This window comes from Novosphingobium sp. THN1 (genome assembly GCF_003454795.1).
Taxonomy (GTDB): domain Bacteria; phylum Pseudomonadota; class Alphaproteobacteria; order Sphingomonadales; family Sphingomonadaceae; genus Novosphingobium.
On the sequence record NZ_CP028347.1, the window covers coordinates 58,740 to 79,527 of the forward strand.

The window sequence follows — 20,788 nt, forward strand, 5'->3', positions numbered from 1 at the left end:
GAACGACAGGACCCAGGACCTGCAGGAACAGGAGAACCATGCCATGCCCCGATTTCCCAAAGGTACAAGCCGCATCGCAATCGGCCTCGCGCTCGCCGCCGCCCTTGGTGCGTGCAACGCGCCCAATGATGATTCCGCTGCTACCGGTCCGGCAACCGATGCCGCCGACGACAGTGCTGCAGCCACGGCGACTGCCGGCACCGGCGCTGCTGCCGGAGAGGCCCTGCCCCTCACCGGTCAGGCCTTTGTCGATGCGGCCTCGGCCAGCGACCAGTTCGAACTGGAGAGCGCCCGCATCGTCCAGTCCAAGGGAATCACCGGCGAACTGCGCGCCTTTGCGCAGATGATGATCCGCGACCACACTGCTTCATCGAACGCGCTCCAGGCAGCGGCAAGCAAGGTTCAGGGCGTTCAGCTACGGCAGGCCCCCCTTCTCACCGCAGCGCAGCAGAGCCAGCTCGACCAGCTCAAGGCTGCCACCGGCGATTCAGCTCCCGCTCTTTACATCCGGCAGCAACTGGAAGCGCACGAGAAGGCCTATGCCATGCTGACGACATATGCCAGCAGCGGGGACTCCAAACCGTTGATGGACTTCGCCGCCAAGACCGCACCGGTCGTCCAGAAGCACTTGGGCGATGTCCGGAAAATGCAGCCCTGAGGATGGCCAGGAGTCGCTCTTTTCCGCTACTGGATTGATACTGGATCGGGTGCCCTGGTCGGGCGCTGTGCGGACTCAGCGTCCGCCGCACTTGCAATGAGCGGCGTGACGAACAGGCTTCTGCCTTGCTGAACGACAAAGCCTTTATCGGCCAGGCGGTGAAGGATCCGGTTGACGTGGACCGGCGTCAGGCCAACCACGTCGGCAATCTCGATCTGGTTTAGAGAGATGAGCGTCGGCACTCCCCTCGAACCAAGCCGCTCGTGGAGATCGGCCAGCAGCTCGAGCATGCGTTCGGTCGCATTCTTCCGCCCGAGGCGGACGAGCCATTGGGTCTGTCTTTCCAGGTTGCGAACGATCCCCGAGAGAACCTGCTTCACCCCTTCCTGGTCCTGCCGGTAGAGCAGGTCGATCGAGATCGGTTCAGCCGCAAGGCGCGTCAGGGCCATGATCGGCGCGCTGGCCTCTCTCGTGATCAGCCATTGCGGCTCACAATAGTCTCCCGGCAGATACAGGTCGGTGATCTGCCGCCGTCCATCTGCAAGAACGTCATAGCGACAGGCCCAACCGTCCTTGATGCGATAGATCTCCGCGCGCTGATCTCCCACTCTGGCAAGATGAGAGCCCCTGTTGAACATGCGAGGCCCCGCGGGCTGCCTTGTCTGTGCCATGCCTCTCAAGTTCCCCGGGGCTGCGAAATCGGCGGGAAGGCACCTGCTCCGGCGTTGCGCGCAGCCTTCGTCATCGTCCATTCTCGTTCCATGCCAGGAGGAGTGAGGCATCGGCGGGCAAGCGCGCTTCAAGGCGACCGTCCTGCAATTCGAACGGCAGGGTCTGGCAATCGGACGTGGTCAGGCGCGGTTCGATGCTATTGAGCGGCCTTCCATCCTCCATCACCAGCGCCAGCCGCGCTTCGGTCCCGGCCGGGCCATCGATGCGCATGCTGATGGTCGTCGCGTCGATCTTGTGAACGGCACGGACGAACACGTCGCACCAGATCAGGAAGGGAACGCCGTCGATCCGGCGAAAGCTGCGCGTGGTGTAGATCAGCGCCGCACCACTGCCGTAAATCTCCTGGCCGACCTGCCCGGCCGGCTGGCCGTCGGGATAGAGGTCCTCCAGCGGGAAGTTCAGCCGGCACAGGATATAGCCGTTGCGGATGTCTTCCTTGGCCACGCCCTGTTCCGGCAAGGCATCGGGATAGTAGAACCACGCCCGGTCGAGCGCGTGGCGGCAGTATTCCGACAGCAACAGACGCACAGATGGAATCAGGTCCGGCCCGCCGTAATCGAGATAGCGCTCGAAGGCGGAGTAGCTGTCGAAGCATTCGTAGGCGGCCATGTAGGGCGCATCCTGCAGGCACGTCACGCCCAGGAAATTGCGCCAGTGCCGCGCCATGCCGATGTCGCTGTTCCAGATCTGCGCATTGTGGAAGAAGCTGGCGAGATAGACGTAGCTCTGCTTGAGGAAGTCCTTTCGGTCTGTGCTGCGCCACAGCCGCACGCAAGCCGCTGCACCCCACGCCGTGAGATTGGCCTGGTAGTTCAGATCGAAGCGCATGCCCTTGGCCGCTTCGATCGCAGCGATGGCCTCGTCAAGAAACCGACGCTCGAGCGTCAGCTCGAAAGCCTGCAGCATGACCCAGGCATAGATACCGCCAACGTCGGTCTGGCCACGCTGGTCGGCCGGGGCAACATCCTGGATCACCGAGAAATCCCGAACGTCGTAAAGGATCGGCCACTTGTACTGGAAGTGGTGCGCAGCCTTGATGCCGTAGTCGATCGTGGCGAGGAAAAGCTCGCGCGCCTGCTCGTTGCCGGCGATGGCAAGGTTGGCGAGGTTGAGCATGGGGTGATAGAGATACCAGCTGTCGACCGCGTTGGCGTCCTTGTCCTTGCCGACGTTGGGCAGGTAGCGCCGCAGGGTCTTGAGGTCCTTGTCGTGGAAGCCCTCGATCCCGGCCATGATCTCGCGCACCAGAGGATGCTTCACGCCTTTCCACCGCCCCCAGTTTTCCAACGCAGAAGCAATCGCCAGCTGGACCATCACGTCCGGGTATTCGCTGGCGGTGTAGGGGTGGAAGTAGACATGGCCGAAGTGCTCGATCCGCGCTTCCGGCGCGTGAATGAGGTCCTGCACGGTGGCTTCGGCGCGCAGTGGCCAGTGCCGGAAATCGGCCTCGGGCGGTGAAAGCAACGGGTAGATGCCGCCGATCATGTCGAGAAACTGCCAAGCAGAATCCCCCTCCTCCGCCTGCGGATAGGCGCGAACCGCAAGGATCGTGTCGTACAGCATGATCGGCTTGCCCGCAGGGAGGTCGGCGTGCCCCGTTTCCGGATTGAGCGGCAGGGAATACCCGAGTTCGGGCAGATCGGCCTGCACGGCATTTTCCGGCTTCGATCCGGTCGCGTTGAAGTAGGGATTGAGCGCGGTGAGGTTCTGCACATACAGGACCTTGCCGAAGCCTGCATTGCCAAGCGTGAAATAGAGCAGGGCAGTGTTGAGCTTGCGCTGCTGCGCCTCCACCGTGACGCCTGATGGGTCAGGAAGGCCCGCCGCATCAAACGGCACGATGTCGCGCGGCAATTTGCCGATACGGAACGGAACCGCCGGCGTGTAGCAATACTGTGCGCGGAACTGTTCGAGACCAAAGGAATTCGCTGTCACGCGCAAGGTGGCATGCCCGGCAGGACCGCGCCATTCGACCGACGCTATAGCGCCATCGGCTGGAAGAACCCGCGCCACTGCATCACTGCCGAACACGGGAAAGCGCAGTGCCAGGCCACCACTGCCTTCGCGCCGCAGCATTACCCATAGCGCTTGGGGCGTGAACTTGACTTCGAACGAAAGGCCTCCGTGCTCGGCGTGCGCCAACAAGCGTCCCTCGCCTGGGGCCAGCACGCTCTGCGCCGCCGCCAGCTCCGTGGTCAAAAGGGAGGCGCCGTCATCTTGTGCCATCGTGATCGTTCCGTTGCTGGTTCAGCCGGATGAACGCCCCGAACAAGGCACGGTTTCCCTTTTGGGCAGGTCAACCCATTGGAACGATTTGCAAAAGCGATGAACCGAAAATCAAGTTGATCTCGCGTGAAGGCGCGGACAAGGGCGGGCGTGACGCCGCTCTGCGAGCGCAACCATTGCACAAGATGGCGCAAAAAGACTGGCACGACGGAGTAGAGACAAAATTCGTTGCTATTCCGGCGTCAGCGCGAGGCGCCCTCGACCGGATGCGGCCGCGCGATGAGGCGGCTTGCTTTCAACTGTTCAGCAAATCCGGCAACGGGCCAGACTTTTCGCGGGAAATTCCCCGAATTCGTTGCGTCTGCGCGACCAGCATTGGTCCAGCAGACGCGCACGAACCGTCCGCTTGCCGCGCGTGTCAAAGTCGGCAAACTCACCACCCCCGTGATTGACGAAGCTTGAGCAGCGCGCGACAGGTGCAGGCCATGGACTTTCTTCCCATTCTCAAGCGCGAGAGACGGGTCAGCACTGCGATCAATGTCGTGCTGAGCGCCGCATTCTTCCTGCTGGTCTTCGGCACCCGCAGCCGCGAATTGAGCATGGCCGCGCCCGACAACTTCGCGCTTGATTTCCTGGCGCAGGCTGCGGCCATCTCTGTCATGGCCGCGCTCGTGCCGGCACTGCTGGTGCGCAAGGCCTTGCGCAAAGGCGGCGCGCAGAGCCTGCCGACGACGGCCGCGATTATCGGGCAAGCCGGGCAAATGCTGCCAGGCGGGCTGGTGATCGCAGGGCTGTTGGCTGCACTGTGCCTGCTGGGCCCGGTCGCCAGCCTGAGCTGGACGGCCGCCTTGGCCATCAAGCTCGCGTTCGGCGGACTGCTGGGCTTTGCCGTTACCCACCTGACGCTCAAGCGCCTTTTCGCATCGCGGCCCGTTTGACATCCTAGCCTGACCTGTCAGCCATCGGCCATTCCTTTCTGCAACATCCCCCCGACCTGCAATTGAACGCAGTCCATTGCTGAGACGCCCGAACACGCCGGAACCCCGCCGCAAGGGATTGCCCTTTGATGCGACTGGAAAAGCGCCTCGGGTTCATGAATAACTGCACGCCTTGGCAGCCTCCGCGAAGACGGAGGCCAGGAGGGATGCTGTACGTTCATGGAAGTGGCAACTCTTCCAGCATTGGCATTGGACAACCCGCAGCTCGCCCGGGCGCGCGAGCTGTTCAGGCGCGTGATCAACGAGCACGGCGATCTGTCGTCGACATCGTCGATGATCGCGGACAGGGTTGAGCAGCGGATATGCAATTCCGGCCCCTCGCGCGTCCGATCACGGAAGCCATGATCGCTTCGCAGTTTGGCGTCGGGCGAAGGATCGTGCGCCAGACCAGCCGCATACTGCGCCAGCGCGGCATATTGATGCCACGCCGTGGCGGCAACGGCCTGGGCGGACTGTGGACGCTGCCGCCGGATATCTCCGGCACCGTGTCATGCATCCATGCCGAACTTGATCTGGGATCAGGCGCGGGCCGGCAGGCCTTCGATGAGGCAGCACAATGGCTGCTGCCAAGCCTCGATGATCGACATGATCCACTGGCGGAATTCATCCGGCTGCTCCTGACCGCACCGGACACGCCACGCCTCCAACATGGGCAGGGCCACCGGCCGCAGAACCTCGCAGATTGGCTGGCAGGCCGGTTGCTGGACGAACTTGCGCTCTCGCACGACGGCAATGGTGCGCTCGGCCCCCTGGCCGACATCGCCAGCGATTACGGGGTCAGCCTGGAAGTGGCTGTCGAAGCGACGCGAATCCTGTCGGATGCCCAGAAGGTCGAGGTTCGCCGCGGCAGAGCGGGCGGCGTCTATGCTTCGAACACGGGACCCGGCCGGGGATTGCACATTACCAATGCCTATCTTTCGGCCAGCAGCGTCTCCACCGACGACTGTCGCGAAGTGCTCGACCGGATCAACACCGGAATGATCGAGATCGCGCGGCAGCGACGTACCGCCGAGGGGCTCGACCGGATCAGGCATTCGTTCAGCCTGATGCAGAATGCACCCGACGGCACCAATCTTGGCCAAGCCTGGTACGGCTTCATTCGCGACATTGCCGATATGGCGTCAAATCCCGTCATGCATTTTCTGGCGCGCTCGATGGCGTCTTCCATTCTCATGCGCCGCACCCGCAGTGCCGAATTGCCCGACGCGGCCGCACGCGAATTGCTTGCGGCAAGCTCGCAGATCCTCAAGCATCTCGATGATGCAAAAGCGGCCCCCGTGGTGGCGGCGCAATCGCGCTGCCAGAAGGCGCTCGAGAACTACTGGTAGGCCCCCTGTCGCGCGCGGGATACCGCATCCCGCCACCCGCCGAGCAAACGTTCCCGTTCGCAAGGCTCCAGCACCGGCTCGAAATCGGCACCATGCGCGGATATGGGCGTATGCGCCAACGACTGCCAGATGCCCGCGGATGTACCGGCAAGGAAAGCCGCGCCCAAGGCCGTCGCTTCAACATTCGCCGGTCGCGAAACCGGGGTTGCCAGAATGTCGGCCAGAAACTGGCAAAGCCAATCGTTCTGCGCCATCCCGCCATCGACCCTGAGCAGAGCGGCGCCGATGCCGCTGTCCGCGCGCATCGTGCCAACCAGTTCGTCGCTCTGGTAGGCGACCGCCTCGAGCAGCGCACGTACAACATGTGCGGCACTCGTGCCCAGGGTCATGCCGCAGAGCAAGGCGCGGGCGTTGGAGTCCCAGTGCGGCGTGCCAAGGCCCGAAAAGGCCGGCACCAGGTAGACACCGCCGTTATCGGGAAGGCTGCGCGCCAGGGCTTCGGTCTCCTGAGCCGTGCCGATGATGCCAAGCCGGTCGCGCAGCCACTGCACGCCCGCGCCTGCCACGAAGATCGAACCTTCAAGGGCGTAGCAGGTGCGTGCCGCAGCGCGATAGGCCACGGTGCTGAGCAAGCGGTGCCGTGATCGGCTGATCGTCTCCCCGGTATGCATCAGGCCAAAGGCGCCGGTGCCGTAGGTGATCTTGATGCAGCCCGGTGACAGGCAATGCTGGCCGATCAGCGCAGCCTGCTGATCGCCCGCCATGCCTCGTATAGGGATCGCCCTGCCCAGAACCGCTGCCGATGCCACGCCGAACAGCGCATCGTTATCGCGCACCTCCGGCAGCATGGCCCGGGGCACGCCGAACAGGCGGCACAGGTCTTCGGACCAGTCCATGCGCGCGATGTCGAACAGCAGCGTGCGGGCAGCATTGGTGGGATCGGTAGCGTGGACCTGCCCTTCCGTCAGCTTCCACAACAGGAAGCAGTCGATCGTCCCGAAGGCTACCGAACCCTCTTCCGCCCTTTGCCGGAGACCCGGCACCGCATCGAGCAACCAGGCGAGCTTGCTTGCCGAAAAGTAGGAATCGAGCACGAGGCCGCTGATTTCCGAAACCCGTTGTTCAGAGCCCTCCTTCGCAAGCCTGTCGCACAGTTCCGCCCCGCGGCGGTCCTGCCAGACGATTGCCGGATATACGGCCCTGCCAGTGGACCGGTCCCATACCACGAAGGTTTCCCTCTGGTTGGCAATGCCGATCACCGCAATTTCATGGCCGCCAGCTTCTGCCTCGGCCAGTGCCTGGCGCGCCGTCGCCACGACATCGCGCCAGATCGCCTCCGGATCATGTTCCACCCAGCCAGGCCGGGGATAGGACTGTGGCAGTTCAACTTGCGCGCGGGCCGCAACTCGGCCCTGCACGTCGATCACGAGGGACCGGGTCGATGTGGTGCCCTGATCGATCGCCAGGATAGATTTCATCGCGCCCCTCCGGTTCCGGTCCGGAGATAGCCGTCAAGCGCCGCCACCTCGTCGGGCGACAGGCGAAGGCCCAGCTTGCTGCGCCGCCACAGGATGTCGTCGGTCTCCCGCGCCCATTCCCGGTCAATCAGGTAATCCACTTCGCAAGCCGTCAAACCGTGACCGAAGTGAGCGCCGCAATCTGCCAGCGATTGCGCACTGCCCAGTATCTGCCGTGCCAGCGTGCCATACGAAGTGATCAGGCGATGCGCCCAGTCGCGCTGCAGGAACGGATATTGTGCCATCAGGTCCCGGGTCAGCGCCGCGGCGCCGGTCATGGCGAAATCGCCTCCAGGCAGTGGCGCGGTCGCAGTCCAGCCCTTCCCCCGCAAACCGTTCAGACGCGTGGCAAGCAGATCGGTGGCTGACTGCGCCAGATGGCGATAGGTGGTCAATTTCCCACCGAAAACGCTGAGCAGCGGCGGTCCCATCGCCGCATCGGAAAGATCGAGCCGATAGCCGCGCGTTGCGGCTTCGGGGCGGCCCGATCCGTCGTCGACAAGCGGGCGGACGCCGGCAAAGCTCCATACCACGTCGGCCGGAGTGATACTCTTGCGGAAATAGGCGCTTGCCCCCTCGCACAAGTAGGCAATCTCGGCGTCATCCGGCTTCAGGTCATCGAGTGGGCCCGTGTGATCGACATCCGTCGTGCCGACCAGCGTGAAGTCCTGCTCATAAGGGATGGCAAAGAAGATGCGGCCATCGGGCAGCTGGAAGAAATAGGCATGATCGTGTTCGAACAATCGCTGCACCACGATGTGCGATCCGCGCACCAGCCGCATCTTCCGGCCGGCCCGCTCTGCCGAAAGGCCCAGGAAATCAAGGCCAAGAACATCAAGAACGGCCGGCCCGGCGGCATTGACCACCGCGCGCGCGGTGAAGTGCTCGCCTCCATGCGTCCCGATCCGCCAGAGATCGCCGTCACGCGTCAGGCTCGTAACCTGCGTCCGGGTCAGCACCGTCGCCCCTCGGTCGGCCGCATCGCGAAGGTTGAGCACAACCATGCGCGCATCGTCGACCCAGCAGTCGGAATAGGCAAAGCCTGTCGCGAACCCCGGCTTTAGCGGCGCCCCCCGGATGCGTGCGCAGGTCGATCGTGCGCGCCGGCGGCAGGGCGCGCCGTCCGCCGATGTGGTCATAAATGAACAGGCCCAGCCGCAGCAGCCAGCGGGGGCGCAGGCCCGGCCGGTGGGGCAAGACAAAGCGCAAGGGCCAGACGACATGGGGCGCAATCTTCCATAGCCGTTCACGCTCAGCCAGGGACTCGCGCACAAGGGCGAACTCGCGGTGCTCGAGATAGCGCAGGCCGCCGTGGATCAGCTTGGTTGAAGCCGAGGACGTGCCGCGGGCGATGTCTCCCGCTTCGAGCACCACGACGCTGGCGCCTCGTCCGGCAGCATCCCGCGCGATCCCGGCACCGTTGATGCCGGCGCCTATGACAGCCACGTCGTAGGTCGGCTCCGCGTTTGTCGACACAGGTCTCACAGCTTTGGTCATGGTTGGCTCGGTCTGAAGCGTTGCAGGCAGGAAAGGTCGCTCCGCGGCAGTCTGGCCTGCGCGGCTCAACCGGAATCTCGAAAGGCAGCTCGATCAGCTGGGGTCGGTTTCAATCACCCGTACACCGGCTTCTGCGCAGCTGCGGGCAAGGCCGGGATCGATGACTCTGTCCGTCACGAAAGTGTCGACATCGCGCATGGTGGCAAAGCGCACCGGGGCGTGGCGTGAAGCCTTGGACGCATCGGCCACCAGGATCACATGCCGCGCATGCGCCACGATCGACTGCGAAACCTTGATCTCGTCGATGTCGAAATCGAGCAGGCTCCCGTCGGCGTCCAGCGCGCTGGCACCGATCACGGCATAATCGACCTTGAATGCGCTCAGAAAATCCACTGCAAGGGGACCGACGACCGCGCGATCCTCCGCCCGGAGGCGGCCACCCGCCACGATCACCTCGATCCCGCGGGCGTCTGCCAGGATTTCGGCGACGTTGAGGTTGTTGGTCACCACCATCAGTCGCTGACGCTGCCGAAGGCGCGACGCGGCCGCCTCCACGGTCGTGCCGATATTGATGAACAACGACACCCCGTCGGGGATCAGCGCCGCCGCGGCCTCGCCAATGCGCGACTTGGCATTCGCCGCAAGCGCCTGACGCGAATGGTAGCCCAGATTGTCCAGCCGGGATCGCAACATGGCGCCGCCCCGAACACGGGACACGACGCCCTGTTCGTCCAACTGGCGCAAGTCTCCGCGAATGGTTTGCGGCGTCACGCCCAGCGATCTGGCAAGATCTTCGACCTTGCCGTGCCCCACCGCATCGAGATGTTCGACAAGCCTCAGTTGGCGTACCGCAGCCAGATCGCGCACGTTCTGTATCCGCCCATTTTCCCGCAGGGTGCAGGAACCCTGCAAAGCGTTGGCCTGTTCCGACGCCGGCCCGGCAAGCTGTGGAGCCGGCGTCATCGCACTTCATAGAAGCGCAGGACCACCTGCCGCAGCCTGCCCTCCCCGTCAATCACAGGCTCGATCGTCGAGGTGAACACGGACTTGTTCAGCCAGTCGTGCTTGCCGACAGGCGCCGTGAACACCGGCGTCGCCCTGGCATAGGCGCCCCGCTCCGCACCCGCCCCGCAGGCAAGGCCGACGTTGCGCACATGGATCAGCGACTTGTCCTCCGCACGGATGAAGTAGTCCGCCACGATTTCGGAACAGCCATCGCTGCGGATCAACTGCCAGTCCGCGCCTCCGGGCAGGACCGTGCCCTGCAGCATGGGGCCGCTGATCGTGCCTCCGGTTATGCCGATGCGGTTCCCTGCCCCGCGCGGGTTGGCACCTGCAGCCTCGGCCGGTTCCAGATCCACGCGCTCCTCGAACACGAAACGCAGCGTCGGGGCCACCGGCTCGGCAGCACCGACCGGCGACGCGCCCGCGAGCATGGCCGCAATCAGCATTCTGGCAATCGTCGTCATTCTCAGGCTCCAATCGGTTGCGTGGCAACAAGCACCCAGGTCACGAACAGACCCGACACGACCGCCCCGGGTACGACCGAGCCGAGCGCACGCCTGGAAACTGTCCCGAAGATGCCCACGAAGGCAAGAAACACCGCAAAACCGATCGCAGAGATTACCCGCAGGCCTTCACCCGGCAACAGCAGATGTCCCGTCACCGCCAGCACGCCGTACTGCACCAGCAGGAACAGCACGAAACCTCCCGACGTTGCCGCCACCGCCCGCATCGTCGCTCCCCACGGCCCGCCATTCTCCAATTGTGACACTGCCTGGATCAGGCACAGCGAGGCAAGGCAGTTCACGGTGAAGAACGGTGCGTAAAGCAGGAAGTCGCGCGTGCGTTCGAGCGTGACCGGACGGACCGTGATGAACCACCATGAAGGATTGACGTGCAACAGTCGGTCCGCCGCCAGAACCAGGACATAGGCGGGCACGAGCGCCAGCAGCGCAAGGGGCAGAGCGCGGGGAACCTGCGCCAGTGGCAAGCCACTACCCTGCCGCCGCAACGCAATGACCGCAAGGATCGTGCTGAGCAGTGCCCAGCCTGCGAACTGGTTGGTGAAGGTCTGCCGGAACAGCCCGTTCTGCCCGAGCGCGACCTCGGTCAGCATGCAAGCCGGAATGAACAGCAGCGCCGGCACGATGGCAACGGCCGCCAACGCCAGAGGGCTCCGTGTCGCTGCCACGTGCGGTGTGGGCGAATCCGCCTGCGCCGCAATGGCAAAGGCCCGGCCGCCGAATGCAGCCAACGCGCCCGCGATCAGCGCCGGGATGGCCAGCAGCGCCAGAAAGTCCCCTGCCTCGCGCCATGGCCAGATCTGGTCGCTGGCCGGAAGCGGGCGCGCGCCTTGGAGCGTGCGGCCGAACCACTCGATCGCCGGCGAGATACCTGTCCGCGACTGGTGCAGCCAGGCATGGGTCACGTCCGGCGTCAGCAACATCCGCGCCGACCCGTCCTCCACACGGCCATAGAGCCGGCCAGGCTCGACAGGATCGCGGCTGCCGAACAGATCCCGCAGCTTCTGGACAGAGCCGGTGGCAAGCGGTGCCTCAGGCCCCCACATGAACCCGCCGAACTCGTCGCGCGTGCCATAGACCACCAGCAGGTTGCGCGGGAATGCCGTGGTGCCTTCGGGCGCAAACGGCGCACCCACGCTCGAACCTTCCAGTATCAGCGAACGATAGCCATCAGGTTGGGCCTCGGCAGCGCGCAGCACCGTCCAGCCGCCCATGCTGTGGCCTTCAAGGCCGATGTTGTCGCGGTCCACGAACGGCAGTCTGCGCAAGTAGGCAAGCGCATCGGGGCCACCGAAGCCATCGGCAAAGGCCACTGGATCGCTGGCTCCGTGCCCGCGCTGGTCGGGCGCCAGCACGACATAGCCGCGCCGCGCATATTCCGTCGCAAAGTTGCCCTGCATTTCCGCGCTGTTGAGATAGCCATGCACCGCCAGGATCGCCGGAGCCTTGTTGGCCTCGGTCGCGCCTGCGGGGCGGAACAGCAGCGCGCGCATCTGCGCACCACTGCTCCCCGGAAATGCACTTCACTGACACTGACGCCATGGGCCGATTGCACCCTGCTTGCCAGAAGCAGTCCGGCAATGGCCAGGAGCATGGCGGCAAGAGCGACGAGCGCCCCTGCCCTTGCCTGTCTGGTGCTGCGAACGCGCACGATCAGAACTTTGCCTGGAAGTCGACGCCATAGCGGCGCGGATAGGGCACCGTGCCAAAGCGCAAGTTGGTGTTCGTCTCGATGCCGACGCCAACCAGAGTCTTGTTATCGCTCAGGTTCTTGCCCCACAGGCCCAGTTCGTACTTGCCCTCGTTGAGCGACAGGCCGATGCGCGCGTTGTATTCCTCGAACCCCGGCGTGCGGCCAAGGCTGAAGGGGAAGACATCGGCGTTATAGGCGGTGAAGAACTGCGAACTCTTGTGCACCATGTCGCCATGGAGCGTCAGTTCGGTCGAGCCGTCAAGCGGGACAGTATAATCGGCCGCACCGCTGAACGAGAACTTTGGCGCTTCGATCATGCGATTGCCCGCAAGGTTGGCACCGTTCAGCACCAGCCGCGTATACTTGGCGTCGAGATAACCCATCCCTGCCGAAAGGCGGAACTGTGGCGTTATGCTGGCATTGATCTCGGCTTCCACGCCGTTGATGCGCGAACGGCCCGCGTTGACCAGCGCCTGGTTGATCACCGAGATCGAATTGATGAACTGCTGGTCCTTGAACTGGTAATGGAAGGCCGAAAGGTTCAGCGTGACCTTGCGGTCGAGCAGCCGGCTCTTGATCCCCACTTCGTAGGCATCGAGGAATTCGGGCTTGGCCGTGTTCAGGTCGCCCGGAAACACCAGCGCGCCACCGTTAAAGCCGCCGCTGCGGTAGCCTCTGGCATATTGCGCAAAGGCCATGAAATCGGACGACGGCTTGTAACGCAGGCCAAGGCGACCGCTCGGCTGGGTCTCGGTGTAGTCAACGTTGGTGTTGGGAATGCCAAGGCCCGGGATGTTCACCACCGAACGGAAGTTGCGCATCGTCGCCTTGTCATGCGTCACGCGGATCCCGCCGTACAGGCTGAAGGAAGGCGAGAAGTCGTAAGTGCCGTCCATGTAGGCAGCATAGGAGGTGCGCGTCTGGCGATAGGTTTGCCGCCCGTCGAACGCCCCGTTGAACTGCGAGACGTGGAACAGGTTGTCCAGCGTATCGCGGAAGTAGAACAGGCCGGCGATGACATTGAACGGTCCATCGAACTTCGTCGTCAGGCGCAGGTCCTGCATGTACTCCTTGGTCCGCGCCTCGAAATCGAGCGCCAGGAGGTTTGCCGCGCTGCCATCGCCATCCACCTCGTTGAGGAAGTAGCCCTTGAGGTATGACGAGATCGAGGTCAGCGTGACATTGCCGAGATCCTTGTTCAGCGTAAGGCTGACGCCGTCCCCACGCACGCGAATGCGGCCATCGCGATCATAGTACCCCTCGCGCGCATCCAGCAGCTTGCCGGTCACAGGATCACGGCGGGGGTCGAAACCGAAAGCGTTGGTGTTGCCGGGCAAATAGCCGGTCACATTGGTGCCAACCGCCTCGGGCGAGCTGCGCGTGTAGCTGTAGCGCAGCGTGGCATCGAAGCCGGCGTCGTCCTTGTACTTCAGCGCGGTGCGGATCGCGACCTTGTTGAAGTTCGACTTGTCCCGGCCGCCGGGCAGCAGGTTCTTGACGAAGCCGTCGCTGTCGCTGGTATTGAACGAAACGCGCAGGGCCAGCCGGTCCTCGACCAGCTGCGTGTTCGCCGCGCCTTGCAGGCCGACATAGCTGTAGTTGCCAAGCTCGCCCGAAATGAAGCCCGAGTTGTCGAACTGCGGCGCCCGCGTGACGTAGCTGACTGCACCGCCCACCGTTTCCTTGCCGAACAGCGTGCCTTGTGGGCCGCGCAGCACTTCGACGCGGTCCATGTCGAACAGCTGCGCACCGCCGAGGAACGAGGCCCGCACGAAGACTTCATCGTAGAAGATGCCGGTGGGCGACGAGGCGTTGAGATCGAAGGCCGATTGCGCGATGCCGCGCACAGAAAACTTTGGCTGATCCTCGTTGCCCAGCACGCTCACCGAAAGGTTCGGCGTCTGGCGCGCCAGTTCGGTCCCGCTGCGCATCTGCAAGGTGCCGAGCGATGATCCAGCCACCGCCGTAATCGCGATCGGCACGTCCTGCACGCTCTGCGCGCGCTTCTGTGCGGTCACGATGATTTCGTTGGGATCGCTTGCGGCCGTATCGGCGGCCGACTGTTCCTGTGCAGCCGCAGATCGCGCCGCAAACGTTGCAATGATACTGGCCGAAACGAGCAGGCAAAGGCGGCTGGTGCGCATGGTGTTATCCTCCCGAAGGCGGCCTCGTCCAATTGGCTTGGCGATGGCCGGGTTTGTCTTCGGGATTTTTCGCTGCTTTTCGTTTCCGAAAATAGCGGCCTATTTGAATCCAGCCGCAGTGCCCCCGCCCGCCCCGGTTTTCGCCATGGGGCAGCGCCACGTCTGTCCCGCAATTTCATGCTCGGAAGCCAGGAGATTCCTGCCGTCCCGGTCCTGACTTTGCCGGTACAGTGCGCCCAACCGCCCAACCGCCCGACCCACACCCCACACACCACAAACACAACCGCCGCCCCGGGCTTGACCCGGGCTGGGCATTTTTTTCTGTTTCACGCAGAGGCGCAGAGAAGAAAAGGGGACGCGGAGAAGCCGCCTCCAGACCTTTCTTCTTCTCTGCGCGCTCCGCTCCCCCGCGTCTCTGCGCGAAACCCCTTTCTCCCTTTCCCTCCGCGTCTCCCTTTTCTTCTCCGCGTCTCCGCGTGAACCAACTCAAGCCACCTTGACAAAACGAACCATATAGGTTATACGCCCCGCCCACAGGTCAGGAGAGGGCACAAGGCCAACCCGCTCCTCTCCTTCGGAAGCTGACGCTGTGTGCCGATGCTTCCGGCGCGATCGGTGCGGCAGGTGCGCGCGGGTTCAACAAGGGGCGTAAAGCCCAAGACCCACCGGGCAAGACCTGCCGTTACCCAAGGACAGACAGGACACCCCAGGGCTGATAGCACGGCGCCGAACCCTGAGCGACGCTGCGGATGCGGAACCCGCCATGATTGTGCGACTTGTCAGCACAAACGACAGGTTCTTTTCACGCAGCCGCTTGCCAGAAGCCAAGGCAGCCCGCGAGCCGCTGCCAAAGCTTCGTCCTCTCACCTATGTCCGACCATCAGGCTGAGCCGATCAGGGGCCCGGAACCGCCCCCGGCCACTCGCACCCGGTCCCGCGCCCCATCCCTTGCGTGCCACAACGGCACCGCACCGGTCGCGCGATCTGTCAGCTTCCCACCGGCGTTACCGTCCGCACTCGCCAGCGGATGATCCTTCATATGCTTGCGTTCCATTGTGGCCGCGTCCACTGCAAGTCCTTCACCCACAAGGACCCAAGGCTTGGACATCGTCGGTTTCGCCCTTGCCGTATTGCTGATCGAATTGACGCCCGGCCCGAACATGGCATGGCTGGCAGGCCTCGCTGCGACTGAAGGCAGGCGAAACGGCATGGCTGCGGTGGCCGGCGTCGCGCTCGGTCTCCTCGCCAACGGCGCGCTTGCGGCCCTCGGCCTCGCCGCCCTGCTCGAGAGCTTCCCCGCCTTGTGGAACGGCCTGCGCATCGCGGGCGCGCTGATGATGGTCTGGCTCGCGGTCGAAGCCTGGCGCGGCGCCGGCAAGGAAACGCCTGCTGCCAACGGCACCACCGGGCGCGCCTTTGCCACCGGCGCGCTGATCAACCTGCTCAATCCGAAGGCCTACCTGTTCTTCGTGGTCGTCGCCCCGCAATTCCTTGGTGGGGAAACCCTTGGCCTTGGCAACGCCCTCCTGCTCAGCTTCGTCAGCACGGCCATCGCCACGCTGATCCACTGCGCGATCGTGCTTGCCGGAGCCCGTGCCCAAGGCTGGCTGTCGGATCCCCGGCGGACGCGCACGGTCCGCCGAATTTTCGCGCTGATCATTCTCGGCGTGGCAGCGTCCTTCCTGCTCACGCCGATCCGCTAGGGCACTCCCTAAGGCCTTACTGGACGAAGGGCGGGCACGGAATCGTCTCGCCCACGCCCTCGATGCGGGCGTTGCGCACACTCACCGTGAAGCCCTTGTCCGCGCTCAGGCGCAGGGGCGAACCGACTGCATTCAGTTTCGCGCCATGCTCGGCAAAGCAGGTCAGCGGGATGCGCAGGGTCGCTGGCTTGCCCGCAGCCCCAAGGCTCTGGCTGACGTCCAGCTTCACGCCCGCAAAGGCAACCATCACCGGCCCCGACCCGCGCGCATCGAGCCGCCAGTCGAGCCGCAACGCAAAGCCGCCATTGAGGTGGCGCTGCATATCCACCACCGGCCCGTCGAGCGCGATGTCGCCCTTGCCGCCCCAGGTAAACTGCCGCGCGTCTTCCTGCGCCGCCACATCGACCGCGCGCATGGTGACCACGCTGTCCAGCCCCAGCCGCCACGGTTCGATCACCTTGCCGGCACGGATGAAGGTCGTTTCACTCAGCAGGCTGCCCACCTCGACGCGAGGGTCCTCGTTGACCTTGCCGACGCTCGCGGGCTTTGCGTAACTGAGACCATGGCCGACGCGCCACAGCGGCTCCACCATCGGCGAACGGGCATCGCGCGGCCAATCAAACGGGAGCGTCCCGGTAAAATCGCGCGGCGGCTTGCCGTCCTTGCGCGCGACCAGCACATCGGCCACGCCCTGCCCCTGCGAGCCCGGTTGCCACGCCGCGACGAAGGCATCGGCCACGTTCATCTCAGGTCCCACGAACATCGGACGGCCCGACAAAAACAGCGCCACCACCGGCACGCCTTGGGCCTTGAGCTGCTTCATCAGCTCCAGTTCGCCCTCGCGCGACTGGAACAGCAGGTTCGGCACATCGCCCTGAAACTCGGCATAGGGCTGTTCGCCGAACACCACGATGGCGACATCGGGCTTGACCGCGCCCTGCCCCTTGGCAATCTCGGCGGAACCGCCCGCTTCGGCCACGGCCTCGACGATCGCGCGACCGATGGTGCGGCCCTTGGGGAAATCGGCGCCCGTCGTGTCGGTGCCCTGCCAGGTGATCGTCCAGCCACCGGCCTGCATCGCCATGCTGTCGGCGCCCGGCCCCGTCACCAGCACCTTGGCACCCGGCTTGATCGGCAGGACCGACCCTTCGTTCTTGAGCAGGACAAGCGACTTGGCGACGGCCTCGCGTGCCACGTCGAGATGCGCCTGCGCCCCCACGGCTGCGGGATCGCCACGCTCGACCAGCTTAGGCCCCATCAGCCCAAGCTTGTACTTCACCCGCAGGATGCGCCGCACTGCGTCATCCAGCCGCGCCATCGGGATTGTGCCATCGCGCACCTGACGCAAGGTGTTGTCGTACAGACCCTTCCAGCTGTCGGGCGCCATGTAGAGATCGAGCCCGGCGTTGATCGAGGCGGCGCAGTCGGTCGGCGTGCAGCCCTCAACCTGACCATGCCCGTTCCAGTCGCCGACGACCAGCCCCTCGAAGCCCATCCGCTTCTTGAGCACGTCGGTCAGGAGCGAGCGGTTGCCGTGGTTCTTTGCGCCGTTCCAGCTCGAGAAGCTGGCCATGACAGTCAGTGCCCCGGCGTCGATGGCAACGGGATAGCCCTGTGCGTGCAGGCGGACGAGTTCGGGTTCGGCCAGTTTGGCATCACCCTGGTCCTTGCCATGTTCGGTTCCGCCATCGGCAAGGAAGTGCTTGGCGCTGGCGGCAACCTTCTCGGTCGTCAGCGGCTTTCCGGCAAGCAACGGGCCCTGCAGCCCCTCGACCATCGCCTTCGAATAGCTGGCGATCACCGCCGGATCGCTCGAATAACCCTCATAGGCGCGGCCCCAGCGCAGGTCCTGCGGGGCGGCGAGCGTCGGGGCGAAAGTCCATTCGATGCCAGAGCCCGCGACCTCGGCCGCCGTCGCCACACCGATGCGCTTGATCAGATCGGCGTCATGCGCCGCACCAAGCCCGACGTTGTGCGGAAAGATCGTGGCTCCCGGCAGGTTCGAATGACCGTGGACCGCGTCGACCCCGAACAGGATCGGCACGCCCGCCCCCGCCTTGCGCGAAGCGGCGCGGAACTCGTTTACCAGCTTGAGCCACTTGGCGGCATCGGCACGCTCGTCGCCATAAGGGCCGCTGTTGCCACCGGCGAGGATCGACCCGAGCGGATAGCGGGCAAGGTCTTCAGGCTTGATCGAGCTGATATCGCCCTGGATCACTTGGCCGACCTTCTGTTCGACCGTCAGCTTGCGCAGCAGCCTGGTGATGGCCCGCTCGGTCCTGGCGTCGGTGATGGTCGACGGACTGTGAGCAACCGGCCAGTTCGCCGGATTGGCCACCGCGCTTTCCTGCGCTGTTACCGGCGCAGCGGCCAGCAGGAATGATAGCGCCACCACACTTGCCATGGCAGGACGCAGGCTTCCCTTCGACATCGACTTCCCCAAATTCTGTGAACGTTCTCAATCGAACGTCTCACATGTTTGCGAGCGGAAATCAACCCTTGACGAAACGGCTGTCAGGCAGCCCGTCGCAATCCGATGAGAAGCACGGTTGCGCAAAGCGCGAGCAACGCCAGAACCACGAAAAGCGCGCTGAAGCCGAGGCTTGGCACAAGCGCCAAGGTCAGCGCAGGCATCGCCAGCGACGGGATCGTGTTGGTCAGGTTGAACAGCCCGAGATCGCGCCCGCGCCGCGCGCTGTCGGGCAGGACCCGCAGGGTGTGGGCGCTATGCAGCGCCAGGAACGCCGAAGTCGAAAGACCGAACAGGATGTACCCGGCAATCGCGCCGTCGCGCCCTGCGGCAAGCGCCATGATGATCAGTCCCAGCGCAGCGCCGACTGACGAAAGCACCAGCGGTGAAACCGGCTGCCCGGTGCGGTCTGCCCGGCCGCCGGCCACAAGCGCGACCAGCGCGCCGATGACCATCGCCGTCAGCAGGACGCGGGCAATCGCGCCGTCGGCAAGGCCCGGATCGACCGAGCGCAGCCACAGGTAGAAGAAGGCAAACAGCGAGGCTTCGGAGATCTGCACCAGCAGGCGGGCCAGCCACATGCGCGTCGCCATGCCCTTGAGAACCTTGCGCGCAACAGCGCTTCCCTCGGCCGGCTTTGCCACGCCTTGCGCAAAACCGTCCTCACCCAGCAGCACGAGCGGGAGGACACAAAGCGCCACGATCACGCCCACGACGGCAAAGCGCGTTTCCAGCGAGAAGGCGTCGCCCAAAGTTGCCAAGGCCCGGCAAGCGCGCCCGAAGCCGGGGCGAAAGCGAGCAGACCACCAAGCAGCCCCTTGCGCCCGTCCGGCACCTGATCCCCGGCCCACGCAGACAGCGGTCCGAGCATCATGTTCAGCCCGACCTGCCACAGCGCGATCACCGCGGTCAGCGAAAGCAAGGTCCCGGTGCGCGGCGCAATCTGGAGCATGACGCTGGAGAGCAGCAGACCCGCCAGCACGAAGGGGCGGCGCCTGCCGACAAGGTCGCTCGCCCAGCCAAAGGCGATGTTGCACAAGCTGGCGGCAATCGCGCCCAGAAACGTCGTTGCAGCCAGCCAGCGCACGGCCTCGCTTCCCGCCAGATCGCCCACGTGCATCGGCAGCAGCAGGGTCAGGAACGGGACGTAGGCAATCGTCGACCCAGCCCACGCCAATGCATAGAGCGCAAGAAAGCGGTGTTCTCGGGTCTGTCCGGCGATCACGCCCCGCAGGCCGCTGCCGGGCCGGTGGAGCCACGGACCTCAAAGCCCATTGGGAGGATCACCGCGCCTGCAACCTCTTCGCCCTTCTGCACCGCAATCAGGCTGCGCACCGCCGTGGCCGTCGTCTCGGCAATCGGCTGATCGACGGCGGTCAGCGCGGGCCGGGTGAAGCGCACCAGTGGGGTGTTGTCGAAGCTAACCAGCGACAGGTCCGCCGGAATGGCAAGGCCCAGTTCGTCGGCAATCTCGACCGTGGCCAGCGCCATCTGGTCGTTGCTGGCAATGATCGCGCTCGGCCGATCGAGGCTGGCGAGCAAGGCGCGAGCGGCCCGCACGCCAGAGGCATAGGTGAAGTCCCCGGCCTCGAGCAGGCCCGCGGTGGCGAGCCCCGCTGCCTCCATCTCGGCCTTCCAGCCATCGATGCGCTTGGCCGAGAGGCGATACTCCGATGGCCCGGAAATGAAGCCGATGCGCTTGTGGCCAAGCTCGATCAGATGCCGCGTCGCCGTGCGTGCGCCGCCTTCGTCGTCCATCGAAACCATGATGCCATCGGGCAGCCCTTCCTCGTGCACTTGCGCGCCGATCCGCGCGAACGGCACGTGGTGGCGGGTCAGCGTCTCGAGGATCTGCGGATTGTCAGAGTGCGGCGGGGTGAGGATCGCGCCATCGGGCTGTAGCGCTGCAATCGCCGCGCCCAGTTCACGCTCGACGTGATCGTTGTGGGTATCGACAAGTTCGAAGATCAGGCGATAGCCATGTTCGGCGCATTCGAGCATGCCGCCCAGCAGCATCTGGTCGACCCAGTCGGTGCCCTGCCTCGCCCGCCAGTCGGCAATCGTGCGTTCGCGGTCGTTGAGGGCGAGGATCAGGTAGGAGCGCGATCCGCTCATCCGCTGCGCCGCGATCGAGGGCACGTAGCCCAGCTTGTCGATCGAGGCCTGGACCTTCTCGCGCATCTCGGGCCGGACATTGGCCTCGTTGTTGATCACGCGGCTGACCGTCTGCAGCGAGACGCCCGCATCGGCCGCCACGTGCTTGATGGTTACCGCCTGCCGCCTTCGCGCCATGGTA

General features: G+C 64.7%; 16 protein-coding genes and 1 pseudogene. 4 read left to right on the top strand and 13 right to left on the bottom strand.

Going from position 1 to position 20,788, the window contains the following annotated elements:
- Positions 1 to 43 precede the first annotated feature (43 nt).
- Positions 44 to 658: a DUF4142 domain-containing protein gene (locus C7W88_RS00335; RefSeq protein WP_205525225.1), complete on the top strand. Its 615-nt coding sequence runs from the start codon at positions 44 to 46 to the stop codon at positions 656 to 658.
- 26 nt (positions 659 to 684) lie between these two features.
- Here the strand turns inward: C7W88_RS00335 and C7W88_RS00340 are convergent, their stop codons facing one another.
- Both C7W88_RS00340 and C7W88_RS00345 read right to left on the bottom strand, forming a co-directional pair.
- On the bottom strand, positions 685 to 1,440 hold the full coding sequence (locus C7W88_RS00340; RefSeq protein WP_118072087.1) for a Crp/Fnr family transcriptional regulator: 756 nt from the start codon (positions 1,438 to 1,440) through the stop codon (positions 685 to 687).
- Positions 1,400 to 3,616, bottom strand: a complete 2,217-nt coding sequence (locus tag C7W88_RS00345; protein ID WP_118072088.1) for a hypothetical protein — start codon at positions 3,614 to 3,616, stop codon at positions 1,400 to 1,402. The genes C7W88_RS00340 and C7W88_RS00345 overlap by 41 nt, the downstream gene beginning before the upstream one ends.
- A 485-nt stretch (positions 3,617 to 4,101) precedes the next feature.
- Here C7W88_RS00345 and C7W88_RS00350 point away from each other — a divergent pair, with 485 nt between their 5' ends.
- Both C7W88_RS00350 and C7W88_RS00355 read left to right on the top strand, forming a co-directional pair.
- On the top strand, positions 4,102 to 4,554 hold the full coding sequence (locus tag C7W88_RS00350) for a hypothetical protein (RefSeq protein ID WP_118072089.1): 453 nt from the start codon (positions 4,102 to 4,104) through the stop codon (positions 4,552 to 4,554).
- Positions 4,555 to 4,916: 362 nt separating this feature from the next.
- Positions 4,917 to 5,942 carry a FadR/GntR family transcriptional regulator gene (locus C7W88_RS00355; protein ID WP_240344735.1) on the top strand — a complete coding sequence of 342 codons (1,026 nt, stop codon included), beginning with the start codon at positions 4,917 to 4,919 and terminating at the stop codon, positions 5,940 to 5,942.
- Here the strand turns inward: C7W88_RS00355 and glpK are convergent.
- The 7 genes and pseudogenes from glpK to C7W88_RS22410 form a co-directional block, all read right to left on the bottom strand.
- Positions 5,933 to 7,420, bottom strand: coding sequence for a glycerol kinase GlpK (gene glpK, locus C7W88_RS00360; RefSeq protein WP_118072090.1), 1,488 nt, complete (start codon positions 7,418 to 7,420; stop codon positions 5,933 to 5,935). The genes C7W88_RS00355 and glpK overlap by 10 nt on opposite strands.
- A pseudogene (locus tag C7W88_RS00365) lies at positions 7,417 to 8,956 on the bottom strand (glycerol-3-phosphate dehydrogenase). Before C7W88_RS00365 ends, glpK begins: the two are co-directional and overlap by 4 nt.
- 93 nt (positions 8,957 to 9,049) lie before the next feature.
- Complete coding sequence (locus C7W88_RS00370) at positions 9,050 to 9,823, bottom strand: DeoR/GlpR family DNA-binding transcription regulator (RefSeq protein WP_240344955.1); 774 nt, start codon at positions 9,821 to 9,823, stop codon at positions 9,050 to 9,052.
- 92 nt (positions 9,824 to 9,915) lie between these two features.
- Positions 9,916 to 10,425, bottom strand: a complete 510-nt coding sequence (locus tag C7W88_RS00375) for a DUF3237 domain-containing protein (RefSeq protein WP_240344736.1) — start codon at positions 10,423 to 10,425, stop codon at positions 9,916 to 9,918.
- A gap of 2 nt (positions 10,426 to 10,427) precedes the next feature.
- On the bottom strand, positions 10,428 to 11,975 hold the full coding sequence (locus C7W88_RS00380) for a S9 family peptidase (protein ID WP_240344737.1): 1,548 nt from the start codon (positions 11,973 to 11,975) through the stop codon (positions 10,428 to 10,430).
- A gap of 160 nt (positions 11,976 to 12,135) precedes the next feature.
- Positions 12,136 to 14,319 (bottom strand): TonB-dependent receptor, encoded by a 2,184-nt coding sequence (locus C7W88_RS00385; protein ID WP_118072092.1) that lies wholly within the window; start codon positions 14,317 to 14,319, stop codon positions 12,136 to 12,138.
- Between the two features lie 880 nt (positions 14,320 to 15,199).
- Complete coding sequence (locus C7W88_RS22410) at positions 15,200 to 15,373, bottom strand: hypothetical protein (RefSeq protein ID WP_162895844.1); 174 nt, start codon at positions 15,371 to 15,373, stop codon at positions 15,200 to 15,202.
- A gap of 46 nt (positions 15,374 to 15,419) precedes the next feature.
- Between C7W88_RS22410 and C7W88_RS00390 the strand changes: the two genes are divergently transcribed.
- Positions 15,420 to 16,022: a LysE family translocator gene (locus C7W88_RS00390; protein WP_240344738.1), complete on the top strand. Its 603-nt coding sequence runs from the start codon at positions 15,420 to 15,422 to the stop codon at positions 16,020 to 16,022.
- Positions 16,023 to 16,038: 16 nt separating this feature from the next.
- Here the strand turns inward: C7W88_RS00390 and C7W88_RS00395 are convergent, their stop codons facing one another.
- The 4 genes from C7W88_RS00395 to C7W88_RS00405 form a co-directional block, all read right to left on the bottom strand.
- Entirely contained in the window at positions 16,039 to 18,453 is a 2,415-nt protein-coding gene (locus tag C7W88_RS00395) for a glycoside hydrolase family 3 protein (RefSeq protein ID WP_118072093.1), read from the bottom strand.
- Between the two features lie 83 nt (positions 18,454 to 18,536).
- A complete protein-coding gene (locus C7W88_RS23250) occupies positions 18,537 to 19,244 on the bottom strand; it encodes an MFS transporter (protein ID WP_240344739.1) in 708 nt (235 codons plus the stop codon).
- A complete protein-coding gene (locus C7W88_RS23255; protein ID WP_240344740.1) occupies positions 19,196 to 19,717 on the bottom strand; it encodes a hypothetical protein in 522 nt (173 codons plus the stop codon). The genes C7W88_RS23250 and C7W88_RS23255 overlap by 49 nt, the downstream gene beginning before the upstream one ends.
- Positions 19,714 to 20,784, bottom strand: a complete 1,071-nt coding sequence (locus C7W88_RS00405) for a LacI family DNA-binding transcriptional regulator (protein WP_118072094.1) — start codon at positions 20,782 to 20,784, stop codon at positions 19,714 to 19,716. The genes C7W88_RS23255 and C7W88_RS00405 overlap by 4 nt, the downstream gene beginning before the upstream one ends.
- Positions 20,785 to 20,788 lie beyond the last annotated feature (4 nt).

Bases quoted from the DNA above. Each gene is read 5' to 3' on its own strand.
- C7W88_RS00375 (WP_240344736.1), bottom strand. From the start codon at position 10,425: ATGACGACGATTGCCAGAATGCTGATTGCGGCCATGCTCGCGGGCGCG.
- C7W88_RS00355 (WP_240344735.1), top strand. From the start codon at position 4,917: ATGCAATTCCGGCCCCTCGCGCGTCCGATCACGGAAGCCATGATCGCT.
- C7W88_RS22410 (WP_162895844.1), bottom strand. From the start codon at position 15,373: ATGGAACGCAAGCATATGAAGGATCATCCGCTGGCGAGTGCGGACGGT.
- C7W88_RS00340 (WP_118072087.1), bottom strand. From the start codon at position 1,440: ATGCCTCACTCCTCCTGGCATGGAACGAGAATGGACGATGACGAAGGC.
- C7W88_RS00380 (WP_240344737.1), bottom strand. From the start codon at position 11,975: ATGCGCGCGCTGCTGTTCCGCCCCGCAGGCGCGACCGAGGCCAACAAG.
- C7W88_RS00335 (WP_205525225.1), top strand. From the start codon at position 44: ATGCCCCGATTTCCCAAAGGTACAAGCCGCATCGCAATCGGCCTCGCG.
- C7W88_RS00385 (WP_118072092.1), bottom strand. From the start codon at position 14,319: ATGCGCACCAGCCGCCTTTGCCTGCTCGTTTCGGCCAGTATCATTGCA.
- C7W88_RS00395 (WP_118072093.1), bottom strand. From the start codon at position 18,453: ATGTCGAAGGGAAGCCTGCGTCCTGCCATGGCAAGTGTGGTGGCGCTA.
- C7W88_RS00345 (WP_118072088.1), bottom strand. From the start codon at position 3,616: ATGGCACAAGATGACGGCGCCTCCCTTTTGACCACGGAGCTGGCGGCG.
- C7W88_RS00350 (WP_118072089.1), top strand. From the start codon at position 4,102: ATGGACTTTCTTCCCATTCTCAAGCGCGAGAGACGGGTCAGCACTGCG.
- C7W88_RS00405 (WP_118072094.1), bottom strand. From the start codon at position 20,784: ATGGCGCGAAGGCGGCAGGCGGTAACCATCAAGCACGTGGCGGCCGAT.
- glpK (WP_118072090.1), bottom strand. From the start codon at position 7,420: ATGAAATCTATCCTGGCGATCGATCAGGGCACCACATCGACCCGGTCC.